The following is a 20,844-nucleotide window of genomic DNA, read 5'->3' as shown; positions in this document are numbered from 1 at the left end:
GTCAATGGTCGGTGAAGTCTTGATTATTGTTGAAGCGCTGCACCAGCCTGCTGGAGGACGGCTGGATCACGACGGGGCATTGACGCAGCGGGCAGGCAGGCGATCGACCTCGACCTTGTTGCGCCCGCCCTCCTTGGCGCGGTACAGCGCAGCATCGGCACGCCGGATCAGTGCTTCGGGCTCGCTCTGCGCATCCAGGGATGGAACGAGGGCGGCGACACCGATGCTGACCGTGACCCGGCCATGCGGCGAGCGGACATGAGCCAGTGCCTGCGCTGCGACGGCACGGCAAATTGCCTGGGCGAGCTGACGGGCCTGCTCGAGATCGGCATCGACCGGCACGACGGCGAACTCCTCGCCACCGTAACGCGCCGCGAGGTCGCCCGCGCGCCTGAGGCTGGTGCGCAGTACGGTTGCGACCTTCATGAGGCAATCATCGCCGGCCTGATGGCCGTAGCAGTCGTTGTAGTCCTTGAAGCAATCGATGTCGATCAGCAGCAGCGCGAGCGGCTTGCCGCCGCGCCGGGCCCTCTCCCATTCGGTGCGCAGCACTTCGTCGAAATGCCTGCGGTTGCCCAGGCCGGTCAGGCTGTCGGTGATCGAAAGCTCGGTCAGGCTGAGGTTGGCAGCCTCGAGCCTGTTGGAATACTGCTGCAACAGCCGGTTCTGCTGCTCAAGCAGTCCGCTCTGGCGCGCGAGCTGCGACTCGCTGCGCTCATGGACCATCAGCGCCAGGCCAGTGCCAAACAGGATCAGCGCGACGATGAGGACCAGAAAGGTTGTGACCTGCACGGGATTGGTCAGCAGGATCGACAGCAGTTCCATATACCCGCTCGCGGCAGCACCGATGCGGAACAGCGAAACCAGCGTCGCCAGGGTGAAGCCAGCCATCAGGAGATACTGGCCTCTGCCGATGGTCTGCTCTCGGCACCGGACCAGGATGACGACGCAGGCCAGCGATTGCGCCGCATAGACCGAGCAGCCGAGCATGACGCGCAGCGGCAGCTTGTCGAGCAGCAAGGGGAAGCTCGCACCGACCAGCAGCACCGGCGCAACGCTGAGCCAGCGCGATGGCTCGCGTTGCTGGAAGCGACAGATGCCCAGGTAAAACAGCACCAGCGTCTGCGCCACCGCGACATTGGCGAGCACGACCGACAACAGATCGCTGACCTGGCCGCGCAGCACAAACAGCACATAGGCCAGCGTATTGGCCCCGAGCGCCCAGGCCCAGGTGCGCAATTCGGGATGCTGGCGCAAGGGTACCAGCGCGACCGGAAGCACCAGGGTCGCACTCATCACGATGATCGCCACCAGCAAACTTGGAACATTGACATCCATCCGGGCATTCTGCCCGCATTCGTGCGCGGCACTCACCCTGGCGCCAGACCTGGGATCGGCACAGACAGAAAAAAGCCCAAGTGACTTGCATCACTTGGGCTTTATCTTGGCGGAGCGGGAGGGATTCGAACCCTCGATGAGGCTCTACACCCCATACTCCCTTAGCAGGGGAGCACCTTCGGCCACTCGGTCACCGCTCCAGAAGCATCTATTATGCCTCAAAAAACGTGATTTTCAGGCCTTGGCCAGAGAATCTTGCGGCTGGTCGAGGTCAAACTCGCGGTGCAGCGCGCGCACGGCCAGCTCCATGTACTTCTCGTCGATCACGACCGAAGTCTTGATCTCGGAGGTCGAGATCATCTGGATGTTGATGTTGTCGTTGCTCAGGCAGCGGAACATGCGGCTGGCGACGCCGACATGGCTGCGCATGCCGATGCCGACGATGCTGACCTTGCAGATCTTGGCGTCGCCGAGCACTTCGGTGGCGCCGAGCTTGGGCACGACCTGTTCCTGCAGCAGGTCCAGCGTCTTGGCCAGGTCGTTGCGGTTGACGGTGAAGCTGAAGTCGGTCTTGCCGTCCTTGCTCACATTCTGGATGATGACGTCGACTTCGATGTTGGCATCGGCGACCGCGCCCAGGATCTGGTAGGCGATGCCGGGGGTGTCGGGCACGCCCAGGACCGAGACCTTGGCCTCGTCGCGGTTGAAGGCAATACCGGAAACGACGGCTTGTTCCATATCTTCGTTGTCCTCGAAAGTGATCAGGGTGCCCGAGCGGGCTTCTTCGTTCAGGTCGATGTCCCAGGGCGTGAAGCTCGAGAGCACGCGCATCGGGACACGGTATTTGCCGGCGAACTCCACCGAGCGGATCTGCAGCACCTTGGAGCCCATGCTGGCCATCTCGAGCATTTCCTCGAAGCTGACACGCTCCATGCGGCGGGCTTGCGGCACCACGCGCGGGTCGGTGGTGTAGACGCCGTCGACGTCGGTGTAGATCAGGCATTCGTCGGCCTTGAGCGCCGCTGCCACGGCCACGGCCGAGGTGTCGGAGCCGCCGCGACCGAGCGTGGTCACGTTACCCAGCGGGTCGACGCCCTGGAAGCCGGTGATGATCACGACCTTGCCGGCATCGAGCTCGGCCTTGACGCGGACATCCTCGATCGACTCGATGCGCGCCTTGGTGTAGCTGCTGTCGGTCTTGATCGGTACCTGCCAGCCCGAGAAGCTGATCGCCTCCAGGCCTTCGGCCTGCAGCGCGATCGCCAGCAGCGCGGACGAGGCCTGCTCGCCGGTGGCGCCGAGCTGGTCGAGTTCGCGGCCATAGGCAGCGCCCGGCTTGGCCGGTGCGAGTTCCTTGGCCAGGCCCAGCAGGCGGTTGGTTTCGCCGCTCATGGCGCTGGGCACGACCACCATCTGGTGACCGGCGCGGTGCCACTTGGCGACACGCTTGGCAACGTTGCGGATGCGCTCGGTCGAGCCCATGCTGGTGCCGCCGTATTTGTGAACGATCAGTGCCATCGTGAAAACGGTGTAGGTAAGGCCGGAATGTGAAACTTTTGCGACGCCGGCTGCCGGACGCAAAACATTTCAATTATATCGGTGGCTGATAGCTCAACCCGGCGCCGGCGCGCAGCAGATAGCCGCTGGCGAGCTTGAGCCGGATCTGATGGCCGCGCGTGGTGCAGGCGGCGATCTGTTCCAGCGCCTGCTCGAGCTGGGCCTCGCTGGGGCCGGCCTGCCAATGCAGGCGCAGCCAGTGGCGCAGGAGATTGGCCTGCCGGGCCCGGCTCAGACGCTGCAGCGCCTTGATGACGGGTGGGTCGCCGACCAGCGCCAGGTCCTGTGCCGCGACCTCGTCGAGCAGGGTCTGCGCCTGCGCGGCGTGGCGCGCACTGCGCGCCAGCGTCTGCGCATAGGCGGAAAACGACTCGGCGAAGGCCGGCAGCAGACGCGCGCGAATGCGGTTGCGGGTGTAGCGCTGATCGGCATTGGTCGGATCGACCACATAGGCAATGCCCTGCCCATCGAGCCAGTCGCGCAAGGCCTGGCCATCGACCGCCAGCAGCGGGCGACCGAAGCGTGCGCCATGGCGCTCGAAGGACTCGGCCATGCCGGCCAGGCCCGGCAGTCCGGCGCCACGGCTCAGCGCCAGCAGCAGGGTCTCGGCCTGGTCCTGCGCATGCTGGCCCAGCAGCACGCAGGCAGCACCGGCATCAAGGGCTGCAGCGGCCAGCGCGCGGTAGCGGGACTGGCGCGCGGCGTCCTCGGGACTCTGACCGGGCGCATGGCGCGCATCGACGCGCAGCACGGTCAGCGGAACATCGAGGCGGGAGCAGGCAGCGCGCGCATGGCGCTCGAAATCATCGCCAGCGGCCTGCAGGCCGTGGTGCACATGCAGCGCCTGCACCCGACCCGGCCACAGCGCCTGCGCAGCCAGCAGCAAGGCGGTCGAATCGGCGCCACCGCTGTAGGCGACGGCCCAGGGCTGGCTGGCGGCAGCCGCCTCGGGCGGCAGCGGATGGCGCGCCGCCCAGGCACCCAGGGCGCCGAGGCAGGGATGGTCAGCCGCGCCGGCCCTTGGCATCCGCCTTGGTGTCGGTGAAGCGGCCGTAGCTGTTGAGGCGGGCGTGGCGACGCTCGATCAGCTCGTCGGTCTTGAGATCGGCCAGCTGGCGCCAGGCGTCGGCCAGCGCGCGCTTGAGGCTGGCGGCCATGGCCTGCGGGTCACGGTGGGCGCCGCCGACCGGCTCGCTGACGATCTTGTCGACCAGGCCCAGCGCCTTCAGGCGGTGCGCGGTGATGCCGAGTGCCTCGGCCGCGTCGCTGGCGCGCTCGCTGGTCTTCCAGAGGATGGAGGCACAGCCTTCCGGGCTGATGACCGAATAGACCGAATACTGCAGCATCAGCACCTGGTCGGCGACCGAGATCGCCAGCGCGCCGCCCGAGCCGCCCTCGCCGATGATGGTCGAGATGATCGGGACTTCGAGCTGCGCCATCTCGAAGATGTTGCGGCCGATCGCCTCCGACTGGCCGCGTTCCTCGGCATCGATGCCGGGGTAGGCGCCCGGGGTGTCGACGAAGGTGAACACCGGCAGCTTGAACTTCTCGGCCAGCTTCATCAGGCGCAGGGCCTTGCGGTAGCCCTCGGGCTTGGTCATGCCGAAGTTGCGCATCGCGCGCTCCTTGGTGTCGCGGCCCTTCTGGTGGCCGATGACCATGCAGGGCTGGCCGTTGAAGCGCGCCAGGCCGCCGACGATCGCCAGATCGTCAGCGAAATGACGGTCGCCGTGCAGCTCGACGAAATGGGTGAAGATGCCGTTCACATAGTCCAGCGTGTAGGGCCGGTCGCTGTGGCGCGCGATCTTGGTGATCTGCCAGGGCGTCAGCTGACTGTAGATGTCCTTGGTCAGCTGCAGGCTCTTCTTGCCAAGCTGCTCGATCTCTTCCGAGATGTCGACCGCGGACTCGCTCTGGACATAGCGCAGTTCTTCGATTTTGTTTTCGAGTTCGGCAATCGGTTGCTCGAAGTCGAGGAAATTCTTTTTCGCCAAGGTTTACTCCTTTGGTCGGTTCTATGGTGCGCGAACGCTTCAGGTCGCCGCCGGCACGGGATCCAACGAGCGCCAAATATACCAAGTCGCGACGCTGCAATAGGGCGACCAGGCCGCGGCGACCTCGCGCGCCTCGCTGCGGCTGACCGGTTCGCCCGAGAAATAGCTTTCGCTGATGCCGCGGATCAGCCCCGCATCATCGAGCGGCAGCACGTTGGGACGCAACAGGTAGAAGATCAGGAACATCTCGGCCGTCCAGCGGCCGATGCCGCGGATCGCGACCAGCTCCTGGATGATGGACTCGTCATCCATGTCGTGCCAGGCCTCGACATGCAAGTCGCCCGAGTCGAAATGGCGCGCGAGGTCGACCAGGTAGTCGATCTTGCGCGCGCTCAGGCCCGCAGCCCGCATGGCCTCGGGCGCCAGCGCCAGCACGCGGGCCGGACTGACTTCGGGCAGCAGCTTGACGAAGCGGTGCCAGGCCGCCTGCGCCGACTTGACCGAGATCTGCTGGCCGATCACGCTGCGCGCCAGCGTCGTGAAGGGATCGGCACGCGATTGCAGCGTCACATCCGGAAACTGCGGGATGAGCTTCTTCATCACGCGGTCGCGCTTCATCAGGTGACGGCAGGCCTCGGCCCAGTAGGGCGGGCGCAACGGTGGCGCTGCACCCGCCGCCGCTTCGGCCAGTGGCAAGGCGGCCGACTCGATCGGGGTCTTGGCCATTTCAGGCCCGTTCCCAGCTCGTGCCGGCGGGACCGTCCTTGAGCAGCACGCCCTGCTCGAGCAGGGCCTTGCGGATACGGTCGGCCTCGGGCCAGTCCTTGGCTGCCTTGGCAGCGGTCCGGGCTTCGATCTGCGCCTGGATCGCTGCTTCATCGAGGCCGCCAGCCACGCTGCCGCCTTGCAGGAAGGCGGTCGGTTCTTCCTGCAGCAGGCCCAGGATCGCGCCGAGCGCCTTCAACAGGCCGGCGCGCTGGGCCGAGCGGCTGCGGTTGACTTCGCTGGCGAGCTCGAACAGCACGGCGACCGCCTCGGGGGTGCCGAAGTCCTCGTCCATCGCGGCCTGAAAGCGCGCGGCGTACTCGTCGTTCCAGTCGATCGCGCCATCGGCCGCCGGGACGGAAGCCAGCGCGGTGTAGAGGCGCTTGAGGGCGTTGCGCGCGTCGTCGAGGTGCGCGTCGCTGTAGTTCAGCGCGCTGCGGTAATGCGCGCGCAGGATGAAGAAGCGCACCGTCTCGGCGTCGTACTTGGCCAGCACCTCGCGAATCGTGAAGAAGTTGCCCAGGCTCTTGGACATCTTCTCGTTGTCGACGCGAACGAAGCCGTTGTGCATCCAGAACCGCGCCAGCGGCTGGCCGGTCGCGCCTTCGCTCTGCGCGATCTCGTTCTCGTGGTGCGGAAACTGCAGGTCGGCGCCGCCGCCGTGGATGTCGAAGCTCTCGCCCAGCATCTCGCAGCTCATGGCCGAGCATTCGATATGCCAGCCCGGTCGTCCCAGGCCGTAGGCGCCGTCCCACTTGGCTTCGGCCGGCTCGTCGGCCTTGGCGGCCTTCCAGAGCACGAAGTCGAGCGGGTCGCGCTTGTCGTCGGCCACGGCCACGCGCTCGCCGGCACGCAGCTCGTCCAGGCTCTTGCCCGACAGCTTGCCGTAGCCCTCGAACTGGCGCACGGCGTAGTTGACGTCGCCGTTGGCGCTGCGGTAGGCCAGGCCTTTCTGTTCCAGCCTGCCGATCAGGTCGAGCATCTGCGGCACATAGTCGGTCGCGCGCGGCTCGAAGGTCGGGCGCTCGATCTTGAGCGCGTCGGCGTCCTGGTGCAGCGCATCGACCATGCGGTCGGTCAGGCCACGGATGGTTTCGCCGTTCTTGAGCGCACGCGCGATGATCTTGTCGTCGATATCGGTGACGTTGCGCACATAAGTGACGCGGTAGCCGCTGGCCTTGAGCCAGCGCTGTACGACATCGAAGGCGACCATCGAGCGGGCATGGCCCAGATGGCAGAGGTCGTAGACCGTCATGCCACAGACGTAGAGGCGCACATGGCCGGGCTCGAGCGGAGAGAAGTCGTCGACGCGGCGCGTCAGCGAGTTATAGATGCGCAAGGTCATGGGGAGCTTGGGGGCAGGACCCCTCAGATACAATCTTTTGCAGTATATCGGCGCAGGCTGACGGGATCGTGCTGGACGGTCCCGCACTGCGCAAGGTCGCGTATTGTGCCCGTTTTGGCGCGCCGCCGGCCCCACCCCTTGCCGCAACGCCACCATGCCACGCTTCCACCACGGTTTCGCCCGCCTCCGGTCCGCCGCCTGCAACACCCTGCTGGGCCTGGGCTGCTGGCTGGCCGTCGGCGCCGCGCAGGCCCAGTCAGCGGCGCATGAGGAAGTCGCGCGACTGCTGCGCGCCGGCCTGGCCGAACAGGCCCAGCAGAAGGCCGAGGCCGGTCTGGCCACGCAGCCGAACGACGCACAGCTGCGCTTTCTCAAGGGCGTGGCGCAAAGCCAGCGCGGCCAGTCCGAGGCCGCGAGCGCCACCTTCAGCGCGCTGACGCAGGATTTTCCCGAGCTGCCCGAGCCGTACAACAACCTCGCGGTGCTGGAGGCAGCCGCCGGCCGGCTCGACGCGGCGCGGGCCGCACTCGAGACCGCCTTGCGCCTGAACCCCGGCTATGCAACCGCGCAGCAGAACCTCGGCGATGTCTACGCCCGCCTCGCGGGCCGGGCCTGGGCGCGCGCGCTCGAGCTCGACCCCGCCAATCCCGCGCTGCAGCCCCGGCTGCAGATCCTGCAGCAGCTGCCGACAACCGGCGCGGCGCGCTGATCCGACCGACATCATCGATTGAGCAAGGACAAGCCATGCACAGAAGAACCCTGACCCGCTGGGTCGCCGGCGCCGCGCTGGCCATCGCCGCCGCCCTGCCCGCCTCGGCCCAGACCGCCGGCCCGGCCACGGCCGCGCCGCGCGTCAAGCTCGAAACCAGCCTGGGCGTGATCACGCTCGAACTCGATGCGCAAAAGGCGCCCAGGACGGTGGCCAACTTCGTCCAGTACGTCAAGGACAAGCATTACGACGGCACGGTGTTCCACCGCGTGATCGACGGCTTCATGATCCAGGGCGGCGGCTTCACGGCCGACATGCAGCAAAAGCCGACCCGGCCCTCGATCCAGAACGAGGCCGACAACGGCCTGAAGAACCTGCCGCTGACGGTCGCGATGGCGCGCACCAACGATCCGCATTCGGCCTCGGCCCAGTTCTTCATCAACGTCGCCGACAACCGCTTCCTCAACCACACCCAGCCGACGCTGAACGGCTGGGGTTATGCGGTGTTCGGCAAGGTCGTTGCCGGCGCCGACGTGGTGGACAAGATCCGCCAGGTCCGCACCGGCAACCGCGGCATGTTCCAGGACCTGCCGACCACCCCCGTCACCATCCTCAAAGCCACATTGGAGAAATGAACATGGCCAAGCCCCAAGTCGAACTGCACATCAAGGACCACGGCGTGATCACGCTCGAACTCGACGACGAGAAGGCGCCGATCTCGGCCGCCAACTTCCTTGAGTACGTCAAGAGCGGTCACTACGACAACACCATCTTCCACCGCGTGATCGACGGCTTCATGATCCAGGGCGGCGGTTTCGAGCCCGGCATGAAGCAAAAGCCCACCGGCGCCGAGATCAAGAACGAAGCCAACAACAAGCTCAAGAACGACAAGTACACGGTCGCGATGGCGCGCACCAACGCCCCGCACTCGGCCACGGCCCAGTTCTTCATCAACGTCGCCGACAACGAGTTCCTGAACTTCAAGAGCGAGACCCCGAGCGGCTGGGGCTATGCCGTGTTCGGCAAGGTCGTCCAGGGCACCGAGATCGTCGACAAGATCCGCGGCGTCAAGACCGGCAACAAGGGCTATCACAGCGATGTGCCGGTGGCCGATGTCGTGATCGAAAAGGCCGTTGCGCTCTGATCCCGAGGCGCCGGCGCGCTGGGGCGAACTGAACGCCCCGGCGCATTGGCGCGCAATCGACTTCATCTCCGACCTGCACCTGCAGGCCGGTGAGCCCGCCACCGCGCAGGCCTTCAGGCGCTACCTGCAGGGCTGCCAGGCGGACGCGCTCTTGATCCTCGGCGACCTGTTCGAGGTCTGGATCGGCGACGACCTGCTCGACGCTGCTCCGGCCGAACGGGCCACCGAACCCGAATATGATTTCCTGGCCGGCATCTGCGCCGATCTGCGCGCATTTTCGGCCCGGCGTGCGCTCTACGTCATGCACGGCAACCGCGACTTCCTGCTCGGATCGCGCTTTGCCGCCGCCAGCGGCGCCACCCTGCTCGACGACCCGACCCTGCTGCACTGGAATAACCAGCGGGTGCTGCTGAGCCATGGCGATGCCTGGTGCCTGGGCGACCGCGACTACCTCGAATTCCGCGCCCAGGTACGCAGCCCCGGCTGGCAGACCGCCTTCCTGCAACGCCCGCTGGCTGAGCGCGCGGCGCTCGCGCGCGGCCTGCGCGCCCAAAGCGAGGCACGCAAGCAGGACCCAAGCCAGGACTGGGCTGATGTCGACCCGGCGACGGCCAGCGACTGGCTGCAGGCCAGTGGCGCCGCGACGCTGGTGCACGGCCATACCCACCAGCCGGCCAGACACGAGCTGGGCGACGGGCGGCAGCGGCTGGTGCTGAGCGACTGGGACCTTGATGCCAGCCCCGCGCGCGCTGAAGCGCTGCGGCTAGAAGCCACAGGCGGCTGGCAGCGGATCGCGCTGGCGGCCTGATTTCAGGCCGAACCCGCTCGAACCCCCACCTGCTGCCATGACACCAACTGGCCGATGAGCACCCCAAGCCGCTGGACCCAGCTGCTGCAACGGCTGCCAGGCTGGGCCCGGCGCTGGCTGGTCCGCCCCGGCCTGCTACTCCCCACCGTCATACCCGATGCGCTCTGGCAACAGGTTCTGCACGACCTGCCCTGCCTGGCCGACCTGAGCCGCGAGGAAAAGGCCAGGCTGCAGGGGCTGTGTGCGCGCTTCCTGGCCGACAAGGAATTCCATGGCGCACAGGACCTGGCGGTCAGCGACGCGATGGCGCTGGCCGTCGCGGCCCAGGCCTGCCTGCCGCTGCTGTACTGGGGCCCCGATGCGCTGGACTGGTATGACGATTTCGTCGGCATCGTGTTGCATGCCGGCGAGGTGCTGGCACCGCGCGAGGCGCTCGACGAGGCCGGCGTGCTGCACCACTGGCGCGAGCCACTGATCGGCGAAACCATGGCCGGCGGTCCGGTGATGCTGGCCTGGTCGCATGTCAGGGGCGACCGGCAGGCACAGACGCAAGGGCACAACCTGGTGATCCACGAGTTCGCGCACAAGCTCGACCTGCGCGGCAAGCCGGCCGGTACGCCAGCCAATGGCTGCCCGCCGCTGCCGGCAGGCTTCATGGGGCTGGGGCCGTCGGCTGCGCGCCAACGCTGGCAGCAGGACTGGAGCGCGGCCTACGCGCATTTTTGCCAACAGCTGGCACTGGCCGAACGCTTCGGCCAGCCGGCGCCCTGGCTCGACCCCTACGCGGCACAGGCGCCGGCCGAGTTCTTCGCCTGCACCTGCGAGGCCTACTGGGTGGCGCGGGAGCGCTTTGGGCTCGAGTTTCCAGCGCTCGCTGCGCTGCTCGACGCCTTCTTCAGGCGACCGCCACGCTGAAAGGCGCGGCCGCCTAAAGTCAAGACCCTTACTTGCGCAGCAGCAGCTTGAGCGCTGCCTGCAGGCGACGGGCCTGGGCTGCGTCATAGCCCGAGGCCAGCACCTGGGCCACGTCCTGGGCCCAGGTCTGGGCCGGAGCCGGGTCGTTGCGGCGGGTCAGCAGCTTGAGCTGCAGCGCGCGACGCGCGTCGAGCTGTTCGGCCGGGGTCGGGACCTCGGCGGCCATCTCGAGACGCAGCAGGCTCTCGGCGGCGGAAGCACCGGCCGGCGCCTGGCCCAGGGCCTGGGCCCAGGTAGCGCGGGCATTGCCGACCCGACCACCCAGGGCCTGTGCGGCCGGCAGGGCGGCAGCGTCACGCTGCTCCCAGGCGCCCAGCAGCTGGGTCATCACTTCGCCATGGGCTTGCGCGGCGAGCTTGCGCAGCGCGGCCTCGGCATGCTCGATCGCCTCGCGCTGAGCGCGGAAAGCGCTGTCGCCCAGGCGCGGACCGCGCGGCTCGAAATCGGCACGGTCGCTGCGCTCGAAACGGCCAGGGCCGTCGCGGCGGCTGTCACGGCTGCCGCCGCGATCGTCGCGGCCACCGGCACGCGGACCCCGGTCGCCCGGGCGGCCTGCGACAGCCGGCTGGGCCTTGACCATGCCGGGACGGTCGTCGCCGCGCACGGCAACGATCTTGCGCGGTGCGGGCGCCGGCTTGGCCGGAGCTGCGGCCGGTTCATCGGCAGCGGCTTCGGTCGCTGCGTCAGCGGCAGCTTCAGCCGCAGGCTCGGCCGGAGCAACAGCGGCCGGCTTGGCCTGCTCGGCGGCGATGGCCGCGGCCTGGCCGCGGATCGCTTCCTGCAGCGCCTGCATGGCCGCGCGGATCTGCTGCGCGTCGCCACCGGCGTTGGCGGCCTCGAGCGCCTTGGCGGCCTCGAGCACGATCTTGTCATGTTCGCTGACGGCCGAGGCCGACTTGCTGCGCTCGGAACCCTTGCGCTCGAAGGCCTCGTCGATCGGCTGGCGGAACGCTTCCCACAGCTTCTGTTCCTGCTTGCGGTCGAGCGGGACGGCATGGGCCTCCTGCTGCCAGCGCTGCTGCAGCGCCTTGACCGCGTCGATGCGCAGGGTCGGGGCGGCGCCCAGCTGCCTGGCTTCGTCGATCAGCGCATGGCGGCGCGCCATGCTTTCGTGCTGGGCCGCTTCCAGGCGCGCATGGGCCGACTGCATCGCGGCTTTCCAGAGCGGCTGCAGTTCGGTGTAGAGCTTCTCGCTGACATGGCCCGACTGGCGCCAGCGCTCGGAGAAGGCGTGCAGCTCGCGCAGCTGGGCCTTCCAGTCGCTGCTGTCGGCCTGTGCCACGGTCCAGGCCTTGAGGTCCTCGATCATGGCCAGGCGCTGGGCGCGGCTGGTCTCGTTCTGTTCCTTGAGCTTGCCGAGCCAGGCTTCGACCAGCTTGTGCGCGGCGGTGCAGGCCTCGTCGAACTTCTTCCACAGCGCGTGGTTCGGGGCGCCGCCCTGGTCGGTCGCCTTCCACTGCTCGCGCAGGGTGCGCAGCGTTTCCTGGATCTTGCGGCCGCCCGGGCGCTGACCTTCGGGGGCCTGGGTCAGCTCGAGCGCCTTGGCCAGCAGCTCCTCGCGCAGCTGGTCGGCGCGCTGGCGCTGGCCACCGGCGAGTTCACCGGCTTGCGCCAGCGTGGCCTGGATCAGAGGCTCGAGTTCGGCCGCGACATGGCGGCCATGCTCCTTGAGCGCGCTGCGCAGCACCGAAACCGCCTTGGGCGTGGCCTTGTTGTGGCCTTCGGCCAGGTTCTGCTGCAGCGCGGCGAGCGCGGCGCCGACGACTTCGGCCGCCTTGGCCTGCAGCAGTGCCAGCTGGGCCGGGTCGATCTCGACTGCAGCAGCGGCAGCCGCCACGGCAGCCACGGCCGCCGGGACTTCACCGCGCGCCAGGCGCAGCTCGTCGGCCCAGACCGGGACCGCCGGCAGCGGGGCCTCGGCGTTCTCGGCGGCAGCGGCGGCCTGCTCGAGCGCGGCGCAGAAGGCTTCCCAGACCAGGGTCAGCTGGTGGCGCGAGGCGTCGAGCTGCTTGGGGAACTTGGGGTCCAGGCTGTTCCAGGCCGAATCGGCATTGAACTGGTCGGCGGCGGCCTGCCACTGCGTGACATCGGCGCGCAGGGCCTCGAGCAAGGCCTGGGCCTCGCGCCAGGGCTTGGTCGAGAGCACCTCGATGCGCTGGGCCAGCAGCAGCGCGGTCTCGCGCTCGACCTGGACCCGATGCTGCAGGTCTTCGACCGCCTTCATGCGCTCGGCCAGCGCGGCCTTGAGGCCGGCCAGCGGCTCGCGCGACAGCGGTGCGCCGGCCTTGGCGGCATCGCGCTGCCAGGCCATCGCATCAGCCAGGTTCAGGCAGGGCTGCTCGATCAGGACGCGTGCCTTGGCGGCCCATTCCTCGGCGATCGCTTCCTGCGCCTTGGCGCGCTTGAGCTCGTCGAGCTTTTCCTTCAGCGCCTTGGCCGCGCCCTTGTCGCGGTGCGACAGCTCGCGGTAGACCTCGGCCATCTGGTCGACCGAAGGCTCGGTCGCCAGCCACTCACGCAGGCGGGCGGCGCGCTCGCCCGAGGTCGGCGCGGTGAAGGCTCCGCCCGTGAGGGCGTCGAGTTGCGAGAGATCGGCGGGCTTGGAGGAAGGCTTGGAGGTATTCACGACGCGAACAGTATTCAGAAATTAGACGCGCGGGGCGGCTTTCGCCCCGGCATGGGTAATGCGCTATTGTCGCCTGTCTTTGCCAGACAGGGAAACCGGATTCAACTGCCTTCGTCGGGCAGGAACAGTTCCTGCAGATCGCTGAGGAAATCGAAGCCGCGTTCGGTCGGGCGCAGCTGGGCCAGATCGCGCTCGATCCAGCCCTTGGCCTCGGCCTGCTGCAGCGCCGGCATGATGCGGCTCAGCGGCAATCCGGTGCGCTCGTTGAACAGCGCCAGCGGGAAGCCCTCGCGCAGGCGCAGTGCGTTGAGCATGAACTCGAACGGCAGCTCGCCGGGCGCGACCTCCTCCTCGCTGGCCATCGGCTGGCCTTTGAGGGCGTTGTCCATGTAGAGCTGCGGGTCGCGCCAGCGCACCTGGCGCAGCACGCGGTGCGCAAAGCTGAGCTTGCCATGCGCGCCGGCGCCGATGCCGAGGTAGTCACCGAACTGCCAGTAGTTCCAGTTGTGAAAGCAACGGTGGCCCGCGCGCGCATAGGCCGAGACCTCGTAGCGCGCCAGCCCGGCTTGTCCCGTGCGCTCGGTGATGCGGTCCAGCATCGCGTAAGCCAGGTCCTCGTCCGGCAAGGCGGGCGGGAACTTGGCGAAATAGGTGTTGGGCTCTAACGTCAGGTGGTAGACCGACAGATGCGGCGGATTGAAGCCCAGCGCGATGTCGAGGTCGCGGTCCAGGTCGGCCAGTGTCTGGCCCGGTAGCGCATACATCAGGTCGATGTTGAAGGTCTCGAAATGGCGCGCGGCCTCGTCGAGCGCGGCCCGGGCCTGGTCGGCGCTGTGGACCCGGCCCAACGCCTGCAGGAAGCGGTCGTCGAAGCTCTGCACGCCCACGCTCAGGCGCGTGACGCCGGCCTCGCGGAAGGCCTTGAAGCGGTCCTTCTCGAAGGTGCCGGGATTGGCCTCGAGCGTGATCTCGGTGTCGGCTTCGAGCCGCAGCAGCGCGCGCACGTCGGACAGCAGGCGGTCGATCGCGTCGGGCGAGAACAGGCTGGGCGTGCCGCCGCCGATGAAGACGCTGTGCACGCTGCGGCCCCAGATCAGCGGCAGGCTGGATTCGAGGTCGGCGCGCAGCGCGTCGAGATAGCGCTGCTCGGGGAATTCGCCCTTGGCCTCGTGCGAGTTGAAGTCGCAATAGGGGCATTTCTTCAGGCACCAGGGCAGGTGGATATAGAGCGACAGCGGCGGCAGGGCCGACAGCTGCAGCTGGCCCAGGCGGTGCAGCTGGATGACGGACTGGTTCATGCGGCAGCGTCCGGATACCAGCGCTCGCGCATCAGCGCCAGCATCGCGCGCGCGGCGCGGCCGCGGTGGCTGTTGGCGTTCTTGACCTCGTTGGGCAGCTGGGCAAAGGTCTGGCCGAACTCGGGGATGTACATCACCGGATCGAAGCCGAAGCCGTTGTCGCCGATCGGTTGCTCGGTGATCAGGCCGGCAACGCGCCCGCTCGCGACCAGCGGCTCGGGGTCGTCAGCGCTGCGCACCGCGACCAGGGTGCTGACCATGGCGGCGCGCCGGTTGCCCTGCCCCTGCAACTGTTCGAGCAAGGCCAGCACATTGTTGGCGTCGCTTTTCTCGTAGCCGAACTGGGTGCAGTAATAGGCGGTATCGACCCCCGGCAGGCCGCCGAAGGCGTCGACGCAAAGGCCGGCGTCATCGGCCATCGCCGGCAGGCCGCTCAGGGCCGCCGCATGGCGCGCCTTGGCCAGCGCGTTCTCGATGAAGGTGCGGTGCGGCTCGGGCGCCTCGGGAATATTAAGCTCGCCCTGGCGGATCAGCTCGACCCCCAGCGACCCGAACATGGCCTGCAACTCGACCAGCTTGCCGGCGTTGTTCGACGCCAGCACCAGTTTTCTACCTGTCATTTCCAGCTCCTCAGATCACGTCGGCGCCGGCCAGCGCGGCTTGCTGCAGCACGATCAGCTCGGCGATGCCCTTTTCGGCCAGCAACAGCAGCTGGTTCATTTCAGCGCGGCTGAACGGCAGGCCCTCGGCCGTGCCCTGGACCTCGACATAGTGGCCGGCACCGGTCATGACCACGTTCATGTCGGTGTCGCAGCCGGAATCCTCGAAATAGTCGAGATCGAGCACCGGCACCCCGCCGACGATGCCGACCGAGATCGCCGCCACCGGATGCAGCAGCGGACTGGAGGTGATCTTGCCCTCGGCCAGCAGCTGATGCACCGCGTCCTGCGCGGCGACGAAGGCGCCCGTGATGGCGGCGGTGCGGGTGCCGCCATCGGCCTGCAGCACATCGCAGTCGAGCGTGAGGGTGCGTTCGCCGAGCGCCTTGAGGTCGAACACCGCGCGCAGCGAGCGGCCGATCAGGCGCTGGATCTCCTGGGTGCGACCGCTCTGCTTGCCCTTGGCGGCCTCGCGGCTGCTGCGGCTGTGGGTGGCGCGCGGCAGCATGCCGTATTCGGCCGTGACCCAGCCCTCGCCGCTGCCGCGCTGATGCGGCGGCACCTTTTCCTCGACCGAGGCGGTACAGAGGACCTTGGTGTTGCCGAACTCGACCAGCACCGAGCCCTCGGCATGCATGGTGTAGTGGCGGGTGAGGCGCACCGGGCGCAGGGCATCGGGGCGGCGGCCATCGGCGCGCAGGGCCGTCGCAGTCAGGGTCGGATCAGTCATGGGGGAGGTGTTGGGCAATGAATGAGGCAGGAGGATAGCCGCCCTGACGCCTGTCGCGCTGGAGCGACCCCGGTCTTTGACATAATCACAATCTCTGCAACCATAAGCCGTTGCTTCCCGACTGCGAGAATTGAAATGCCAGTTTACAGCATGACCGGCTACGCCACGGCCCAGAGCCAGCCTGCCGATACCGACCTCCCCACCCCCGCAGCCTCGGCCATGCTCGGCATGGAAATCCGCTCGGTCAACAGCCGCTTCCTCGACATCAGCCTGCGCCTGTCGGACGAGCTGCGCCCGGCCGAGCCGGCGCTGCGCGAGCTGATCGGCGCGCGCATCAAGCGCGGCAAGGTCGAGGTGCGGGCCTGGATCGAAGGCCGCAGCGACCACGCGCTGCGCCAGCCCAGCATGGCCGAGCTGCAAAAGCTCATCGGCGTGCAGGACCATGTGCTGAGCTGGATGCCGCAGTCGCGCCCGCTCTCGGTGGCCGAAGTGCTGGCCACGCTGGGCCGCAGCACGCCGGCGCCGACCGGGCTGTCCGACCTGCTGCTCGCGCTGGCGCGCCAGACGGTGGACGAGTTCACCGCCTCGCGCGAGCGCGAAGGCGCCAAGCTCAGCCTGATGCTGCTCGACCGCACCGCGCAACTGCGCGCGCTGGCCTCCCAGGCTCAGCCGCTGGTGCCGCGACTGGTCGAGCTGCAGCGCCAGCGCTTCCTCGAGCGCTGGAACGAGGCGCTCGGCGCCGCCCAGACCGACGCTGCCGCCCAGGCCGCACAGGAACGCGCGTTGTCCGAAGCCACCGCATTCGCGATCCGCATCGACGTGGCCGAGGAACTGACCCGGCTGCAGGCCCACCTCGACGAGATCGAGCGCCTGATCGGCAAGGGTGGCGAAGTCGGCAAGCGGCTGGACTTCTTCATCCAGGAACTGCACCGCGAGGCCAACACCCTGGGCAGCAAGTCCTCAAGCCTGGAGCTGACCAAGATCTCGGTCGACATGAAGGTCATGATCGAGCAGATGCGCGAACAGGTACAGAACCTCGAATGAAGCAGCACAAGATGGATTACCCCGGCAACCTCTACGTCGTCGCTGCCCCGAGCGGCACCGGTAAGTCCAGCCTGGTCAAGGCCCTGCTGGAAGTCGACTCGCGCATGGAACTGTCCGTGTCGCACACCACCCGTGCCCCGCGCGGCCAGGAAGTGCACGGGCGCGAATACTATTTCACCAGCCACGAGGAATTCGACCGCATGGTCGACGCCGACGCCTTCGTCGAATGGGCCCAGGTCCATGGCAACCGCTACGGTACCTCGCGCAAGACGATCGAGGACAAGATCGCGGCCGGCGCCGACATCGTGCTCGAGATCGACTTCCAGGGCGCGGTCCAGATCAAGGACCAGTTCCCCAACGCGGTGCTGATCTTCATCCTGCCGCCGAGCTGGCCCGAGCTGCGCGCGCGCCTGATGCGGCGCAACGAGGACTCCGAAGCGACGATCGAGCTGCGCATGAAAAACGCCGCCCAGGAAGTCGCGCAGGTCGACAAGTTCGATTTCGTTATAATCAACGAACTGTTCGAGCGCGCGCTTTTCGACCTGAAAGCCATTGCGCACGCGCAGCGGCTCAAGGTAGCCGCCCAGCGTCGCGCCCGCGCCGAGACCTTCCGCGCTCTCGATATCCCCTAATCTCACGGCCCTGCGCCGCACCGGAGCCCGTCATGGCACGCATCACCGTCGAAGACTGTCTGGAAAAGATCCCCAATCGCTTTCAGCTCGTTCTGGCCGCAACCTACCGCGCCCGCATGCTGCACCAGGGCCACAGCGCCCGGGTCGAAACCAAGAACAAGCCCTGCGTGACCGCCCTGCGCGAGATCGCCGAAGGCAAGGTCGGCCTGGAGATGCTCAAGAAGGTCCCGATCTGAGCCGCTGCCAGATCATCCAGCAAGAAGGCACCGCTTGGCGGTGCTTTCTCGTTTGTGTGTGGCCCGAATCCGACCGTCATGATGGCATCCACGTCAATTTGCTGCATTCAGGCTAAAGTAAAGCCATGAATCAGGACGCGACCTTGACAACTCCCCTGAACCCGGCGCAAGCAGCGGCCCGGGCTTCTGCTGCCAGCTTTGCCGCCCTGGAAGCCGGCCTGGACTACCTGAGCAGCAGCGACATCGAGCTGGTGCGCCGCGCCTACCGCCTGGCCGATGAAGCCCATCTGGGCCAGATGCGCAAGAACGGCGACCCCTACATCACGCACCCGATCGCGGTGGCGCAGATCTGCACCGAATGGAAGCTTGACGCCCAGGCGCTGTCGGCGGCGCTGATGCACGACGTGATGGAGGACTGCGGCATCAGCAAGGCCGACCTGATCGAGCGCTTCGGCATGCCGGTGGCCGAACTGGTCGACGGACTGACCAAGCTCGAGAAGCTCGAATTCCATTCGCGCGAGCACAACCAGGCCGAATCGTTCCGCAAGATGCTGCTGGCGATGGCGCGCGATGTGCGCGTGATCCTGATCAAGCTGGCCGACCGCACCCACAACATGCGCACCATGGGCGACATGCCGCGCAGCAAATGGGGCCGGATCTCGTCCGAGACGCTGGAGATCTACGCACCGATCGCGCACCGGCTCGGGCTCAACCACAGCTACCGCGAACTGCAGGAACTGGCCTTCAAGCACCTGTTTCCCTGGCGCTACGAGATTCTGAGCAAGGCGCTCAACAAGTCGCGCAACCGGCGCAAGGACCTGATCGCGCGCGTGCAGACCGAGGTCGAGAACGCCTTCGGCCAGCAGGGCATCGAGACCCGCATCCGCGGACGGCAGAAGACGCTGTTCTCGATCTACCGCAAGATGCAGCTCAAGCACCTGTCGTTCGCGCAGGTGACCGACATCTACGGCTTTCGCATCGTGCTGCCCGAGCTGATGAACTGCTACACCGCCCTGGGCGTGCTGCACCAGCTCTACAAGCCGCTGCCGGGCAAGTTCCGCGACTACATCGCGATCCCGAAGGCCAACGGCTACCAGTCGCTGCACACTACGCTGGTGGGCCCGTTCGGCACCAACATCGAGTTCCAGCTGCGCACCGAGCCGATGGACGTGGTGGCCGAATCGGGCGTGGCCGCGCACTGGCTCTACAAGGCCAGCGAGCCCGACAGCGCGGCGGCGCAGGACCTCAGCACGCAATGGCTGCAGTCGCTGCTCGACATCCAGCAGGAAACCCATGACGCGGCCGAATTCTGGGACCATGTCAAGATCGACCTGTTCCCCGAGGCGGTCTATGTCTTCACGCCCAAGGGCCGCATCATGGCGATGCCGCGCGGCGCGACCGTGGTCGACTTTGCCTACGCGATCCATACCGACATCGGCTCGCATGCGATCGGCGCGCTGATCAACCGCGAGCAAAGCCCGCTGCACACTGAGCTCAAGAACGGCGACGTGGTCGAGATCGCCACCTCGCAGCATGCCAAGCCGAACCCGGCCTGGCTCAGCTTCGTGCGCACCGGACGGGCGCGCTCCAAGATCCGCCACCACCTCAAGACGATGGAGATCAAGGAGTCGCGCGAGCTCGGCGAGCGGCTGCTGCTGCAGTCGCTGCGCGCCGAGGGTATCGCCAGCCTGCCCGAGACCAGCGGCCCGACCCACGGCCTGTGGGACAAGCTGCTGCGCTTCACCGGCAACAAGAACCGCGACGAGCTGCTGGCCGACATCGGACTGGGCAAGCGCATCGCGACCATGGTGGCGATCAAGCTGGCCGCCCTGCTCGGCGAGTCCGGCCAGAAGCCCGATGTGCTGCTGATGACGCAGGAGCGCTACGCCGGCGGCCATGACCAGATCAGCCAGGGCGTGCTGGCGCTCGACGGCAGCGAGGGCGCCTCGGTGCGCTACGCGACCTGCTGCCACCCGATACCGGGCGACGCGATCGTCGGTTACCTGGGACGCGGCGAAGGCCTGGTAGTGCATACCGACGACTGTCCGGTGATCCGCAAGCAGCTGCTGCGCGACAGCGAGCGCTTCACCGAGGTCGAATGGTCGGACGAGCCGGTGCGCTCGTTCGAGACCCGCCTGCTGGTGACGCTCAACAACGTCAAGGGCGCGCTGGCCAAGGTGGCGGGCGCGCTGGCGGCGGCCGAGGCCGACATCACCCATCTGGAAATGAGCAAGGAACCGGTGCTGTCCGACCTGGACATCCGGTTCACGGTCGCGGTGCGCGACCGCATCCACCTGGCCCATGTGCTGCGCAGCCTCAAGCGCACGCCGACCGTGATGCGGATCGTGCGCGAGCGCCCGGACGACGACAAGGTGACGGCGCACTGAGCCAGCAGCTTAGCTGCCGGCTCGCCCCCTCAGGCGGCTGGCGCCGGGTAGCTGACCTCGAGCAGCTCCAGCGTTTCCCAGCCGACGGGCGTGCGCAGTCGGACCTCGTCGCCCACGCTGGCCTTCAGCAGCGCCTGCGCCACCGGCGAGACCCAGCTGATCTGGCCTTGGGCGCTGTCGACCTCGTCGATGCCGAGGATGGTGACCGTAGTCTCGCTGCCGTCCTCGCGCGCATAGCGCACAGTGGCGCCGAAATAGGCCTGCTCCTTGCCATGGTGCAGCGAAGGGTCGACCACCAGCGCAATGTCGAGACGGCGGGTCAGGAAGCGGATGCGGCGGTCGATCTCGCGCAACCGCTTCTTGCCGTACAGGTAGTCGCCGTTTTCCGAGCGGTCGCCGTTGCTGGCGGCCCAATGCACGATCTCGACCATCTTCGGGCGCTCGACGTCGAGCAACTGCAGCAGTTCGGCGCGCAGCCGGTCGTGGCCGGCACGGGTGATGTAGTTCTTGCTGCCGGCCGGCAGCTTGGGAGCACCGAGATCCTCGTCGTCGTCGGCATCGGTTTCGCGGGTGAAGGCTTTGCTCATGCGCAAAGTC

20 protein-coding genes and 1 tRNA gene are annotated in these 20,844 nt (G+C 67.5%); 9 read left to right on the top strand and 12 right to left on the bottom strand.

Annotated elements, in window-relative coordinates:
* Positions 1–66 precede the first annotated feature (66 nt).
* The 7 genes from C6P61_RS05140 to cysS all read right to left on the bottom strand — a co-directional run bounded on the left by C6P61_RS05140 (position 67) and on the right by cysS (position 6,999).
* Positions 67–1,296 carry a GGDEF domain-containing protein gene (locus C6P61_RS05140; RefSeq protein ID WP_170067322.1) on the bottom strand — a complete coding sequence of 410 codons (1,230 nt, stop codon included), beginning with the start codon at positions 1,294–1,296 and terminating at the stop codon, positions 67–69.
* Between the two features lie 149 nt (positions 1,297–1,445).
* Positions 1,446–1,538, bottom strand: a tRNA-Ser gene (locus tag C6P61_RS05135).
* Positions 1,539–1,572: 34 nt separating this feature from the next.
* Positions 1,573–2,856 (bottom strand): aspartate kinase, encoded by a 1,284-nt coding sequence (locus C6P61_RS05130; RefSeq protein ID WP_105728850.1) that lies wholly within the window; start codon positions 2,854–2,856, stop codon positions 1,573–1,575.
* Positions 2,857–2,929: 73 nt separating this feature from the next.
* Positions 2,930–3,922 (bottom strand): tRNA lysidine(34) synthetase TilS, encoded by a 993-nt coding sequence (tilS, locus tag C6P61_RS05125; RefSeq protein ID WP_105728849.1) that lies wholly within the window; start codon positions 3,920–3,922, stop codon positions 2,930–2,932.
* The gene (locus C6P61_RS05120) at positions 3,900–4,889 is read right to left on the bottom strand and encodes an acetyl-CoA carboxylase carboxyltransferase subunit alpha (protein ID WP_105728848.1); all 990 of its coding nucleotides are present in this window, start codon (positions 4,887–4,889) and stop codon (positions 3,900–3,902) included. Before C6P61_RS05120 ends, tilS begins: the two co-directional genes overlap by 23 nt.
* Before the next feature lie 39 nt (positions 4,890–4,928).
* The gene (locus C6P61_RS05115) at positions 4,929–5,615 is read right to left on the bottom strand and encodes a DNA-3-methyladenine glycosylase family protein (protein ID WP_105728847.1); all 687 of its coding nucleotides are present in this window, start codon (positions 5,613–5,615) and stop codon (positions 4,929–4,931) included.
* A gap of 1 nt (position 5,616) precedes the next feature.
* Entirely contained in the window at positions 5,617–6,999 is a 1,383-nt protein-coding gene (cysS, locus tag C6P61_RS05110; protein ID WP_105728846.1) for a cysteine--tRNA ligase, read from the bottom strand.
* 154 nt (positions 7,000–7,153) lie between these two features.
* On the opposite strand from cysS, the gene C6P61_RS05105 reads away from it, so the two are divergent.
* From C6P61_RS05105 to C6P61_RS05085, 5 genes are read left to right on the top strand one after another with little or no spacing between them, the layout of a single operon-like run.
* On the top strand, positions 7,154–7,708 hold the full coding sequence (locus C6P61_RS05105; protein WP_146114966.1) for a tetratricopeptide repeat protein: 555 nt from the start codon (positions 7,154–7,156) through the stop codon (positions 7,706–7,708).
* Between the two features lie 35 nt (positions 7,709–7,743).
* Positions 7,744–8,343, top strand: a complete 600-nt coding sequence (locus C6P61_RS05100) for a peptidylprolyl isomerase (RefSeq protein ID WP_105728845.1) — start codon at positions 7,744–7,746, stop codon at positions 8,341–8,343.
* Between the two features lie 2 nt (positions 8,344–8,345).
* Positions 8,346–8,852 carry a peptidylprolyl isomerase gene (locus tag C6P61_RS05095; RefSeq protein WP_105728844.1) on the top strand — a complete coding sequence of 169 codons (507 nt, stop codon included), beginning with the start codon at positions 8,346–8,348 and terminating at the stop codon, positions 8,850–8,852.
* Positions 8,842–9,660 carry a UDP-2,3-diacylglucosamine diphosphatase gene (locus C6P61_RS05090; protein ID WP_105728843.1) on the top strand — a complete coding sequence of 273 codons (819 nt, stop codon included), beginning with the start codon at positions 8,842–8,844 and terminating at the stop codon, positions 9,658–9,660. The genes C6P61_RS05095 and C6P61_RS05090 overlap by 11 nt, the downstream gene beginning before the upstream one ends.
* Positions 9,661–9,714: 54 nt before the next feature.
* Positions 9,715–10,575, top strand: a complete 861-nt coding sequence (locus C6P61_RS05085) for a M90 family metallopeptidase (protein ID WP_105728842.1) — start codon at positions 9,715–9,717, stop codon at positions 10,573–10,575.
* Positions 10,576–10,603: 28 nt separating this feature from the next.
* Here the strand turns inward: C6P61_RS05085 and C6P61_RS05080 are convergent, their stop codons facing one another.
* The 4 genes from C6P61_RS05080 to rph form a co-directional block, all read right to left on the bottom strand.
* Entirely contained in the window at positions 10,604–13,261 is a 2,658-nt protein-coding gene (locus C6P61_RS05080) for a DUF349 domain-containing protein (protein WP_105728841.1), read from the bottom strand.
* Positions 13,262–13,362: 101 nt separating this feature from the next.
* Positions 13,363–14,559 (bottom strand): radical SAM family heme chaperone HemW, encoded by a 1,197-nt coding sequence (gene hemW, locus C6P61_RS05075; RefSeq protein WP_105728840.1) that lies wholly within the window; start codon positions 14,557–14,559, stop codon positions 13,363–13,365.
* Positions 14,556–15,179 (bottom strand): non-canonical purine NTP pyrophosphatase, encoded by a 624-nt coding sequence (locus tag C6P61_RS05070; protein WP_105728839.1) that lies wholly within the window; start codon positions 15,177–15,179, stop codon positions 14,556–14,558. The genes hemW and C6P61_RS05070 overlap by 4 nt, the downstream gene beginning before the upstream one ends.
* A 10-nt stretch (positions 15,180–15,189) precedes the next feature.
* Entirely contained in the window at positions 15,190–15,948 is a 759-nt protein-coding gene (rph, locus tag C6P61_RS05065; RefSeq protein WP_105728838.1) for a ribonuclease PH, read from the bottom strand.
* A 135-nt stretch (positions 15,949–16,083) separates the two neighbouring features.
* Here rph and C6P61_RS05060 point away from each other — a divergent pair, with 135 nt between their 5' ends.
* The 4 genes from C6P61_RS05060 (at position 16,084) to C6P61_RS05045 (ending at position 20,247) form a co-directional block, all read left to right on the top strand.
* A complete protein-coding gene (locus C6P61_RS05060; protein ID WP_105728837.1) occupies positions 16,084–16,992 on the top strand; it encodes a YicC/YloC family endoribonuclease in 909 nt (302 codons plus the stop codon).
* 11 nt (positions 16,993–17,003) lie between these two features.
* Positions 17,004–17,624 carry a guanylate kinase gene (gene gmk, locus C6P61_RS05055; protein WP_105728909.1) on the top strand — a complete coding sequence of 207 codons (621 nt, stop codon included), beginning with the start codon at positions 17,004–17,006 and terminating at the stop codon, positions 17,622–17,624.
* Between the two features lie 32 nt (positions 17,625–17,656).
* Entirely contained in the window at positions 17,657–17,860 is a 204-nt protein-coding gene (rpoZ, locus tag C6P61_RS05050) for a DNA-directed RNA polymerase subunit omega (protein ID WP_105728836.1), read from the top strand.
* Between the two features lie 125 nt (positions 17,861–17,985).
* Positions 17,986–20,247, top strand: coding sequence for a RelA/SpoT family protein (locus tag C6P61_RS05045; protein ID WP_105728835.1), 2,262 nt, complete (start codon positions 17,986–17,988; stop codon positions 20,245–20,247).
* 29 nt (positions 20,248–20,276) lie between these two features.
* On the opposite strand, the gene greB is transcribed toward C6P61_RS05045, so the two are convergent.
* Positions 20,277–20,834 (bottom strand): transcription elongation factor GreB, encoded by a 558-nt coding sequence (greB, locus tag C6P61_RS05040; RefSeq protein ID WP_105728834.1) that lies wholly within the window; start codon positions 20,832–20,834, stop codon positions 20,277–20,279.
* Positions 20,835–20,844 lie beyond the last annotated feature (10 nt).

The organism is Malikia spinosa, assembly GCF_002980625.1.
Taxonomy (GTDB): domain Bacteria; phylum Pseudomonadota; class Gammaproteobacteria; order Burkholderiales; family Burkholderiaceae_C; genus Malikia; species Malikia spinosa.
This window is presented reverse-complemented; position numbering and strand designations above follow the sequence as displayed.

Coding starts and splice junctions, on each gene's coding strand:
- C6P61_RS05140 (WP_170067322.1), bottom strand. CDS start 1,296: ATGAGTGCGACCCTGGTGCTTCCGGTCGCGCTGGTACCCTTGCGCCAG.
- C6P61_RS05130 (WP_105728850.1), bottom strand. CDS start 2,856: ATGGCACTGATCGTTCACAAATACGGCGGCACCAGCATGGGCTCGACC.
- tilS (WP_105728849.1), bottom strand. CDS start 3,922: ATGCCAAGGGCCGGCGCGGCTGACCATCCCTGCCTCGGCGCCCTGGGT.
- C6P61_RS05115 (WP_105728847.1), bottom strand. CDS start 5,615: ATGGCCAAGACCCCGATCGAGTCGGCCGCCTTGCCACTGGCCGAAGCG.
- cysS (WP_105728846.1), bottom strand. CDS start 6,999: ATGACCTTGCGCATCTATAACTCGCTGACGCGCCGCGTCGACGACTTC.
- C6P61_RS05105 (WP_146114966.1), top strand. CDS start 7,154: ATGCCACGCTTCCACCACGGTTTCGCCCGCCTCCGGTCCGCCGCCTGC.
- C6P61_RS05100 (WP_105728845.1), top strand. CDS start 7,744: ATGCACAGAAGAACCCTGACCCGCTGGGTCGCCGGCGCCGCGCTGGCC.
- C6P61_RS05095 (WP_105728844.1), top strand. CDS start 8,346: ATGGCCAAGCCCCAAGTCGAACTGCACATCAAGGACCACGGCGTGATC.
- C6P61_RS05085 (WP_105728842.1), top strand. CDS start 9,715: ATGAGCACCCCAAGCCGCTGGACCCAGCTGCTGCAACGGCTGCCAGGC.
- hemW (WP_105728840.1), bottom strand. CDS start 14,559: ATGAACCAGTCCGTCATCCAGCTGCACCGCCTGGGCCAGCTGCAGCTG.
- C6P61_RS05070 (WP_105728839.1), bottom strand. CDS start 15,179: ATGACAGGTAGAAAACTGGTGCTGGCGTCGAACAACGCCGGCAAGCTG.
- rph (WP_105728838.1), bottom strand. CDS start 15,948: ATGACTGATCCGACCCTGACTGCGACGGCCCTGCGCGCCGATGGCCGC.
- C6P61_RS05060 (WP_105728837.1), top strand. CDS start 16,084: ATGCCAGTTTACAGCATGACCGGCTACGCCACGGCCCAGAGCCAGCCT.
- gmk (WP_105728909.1), top strand. CDS start 17,004: ATGGATTACCCCGGCAACCTCTACGTCGTCGCTGCCCCGAGCGGCACC.
- rpoZ (WP_105728836.1), top strand. CDS start 17,657: ATGGCACGCATCACCGTCGAAGACTGTCTGGAAAAGATCCCCAATCGC.
- C6P61_RS05045 (WP_105728835.1), top strand. CDS start 17,986: ATGAATCAGGACGCGACCTTGACAACTCCCCTGAACCCGGCGCAAGCA.
- greB (WP_105728834.1), bottom strand. CDS start 20,834: ATGAGCAAAGCCTTCACCCGCGAAACCGATGCCGACGACGACGAGGAT.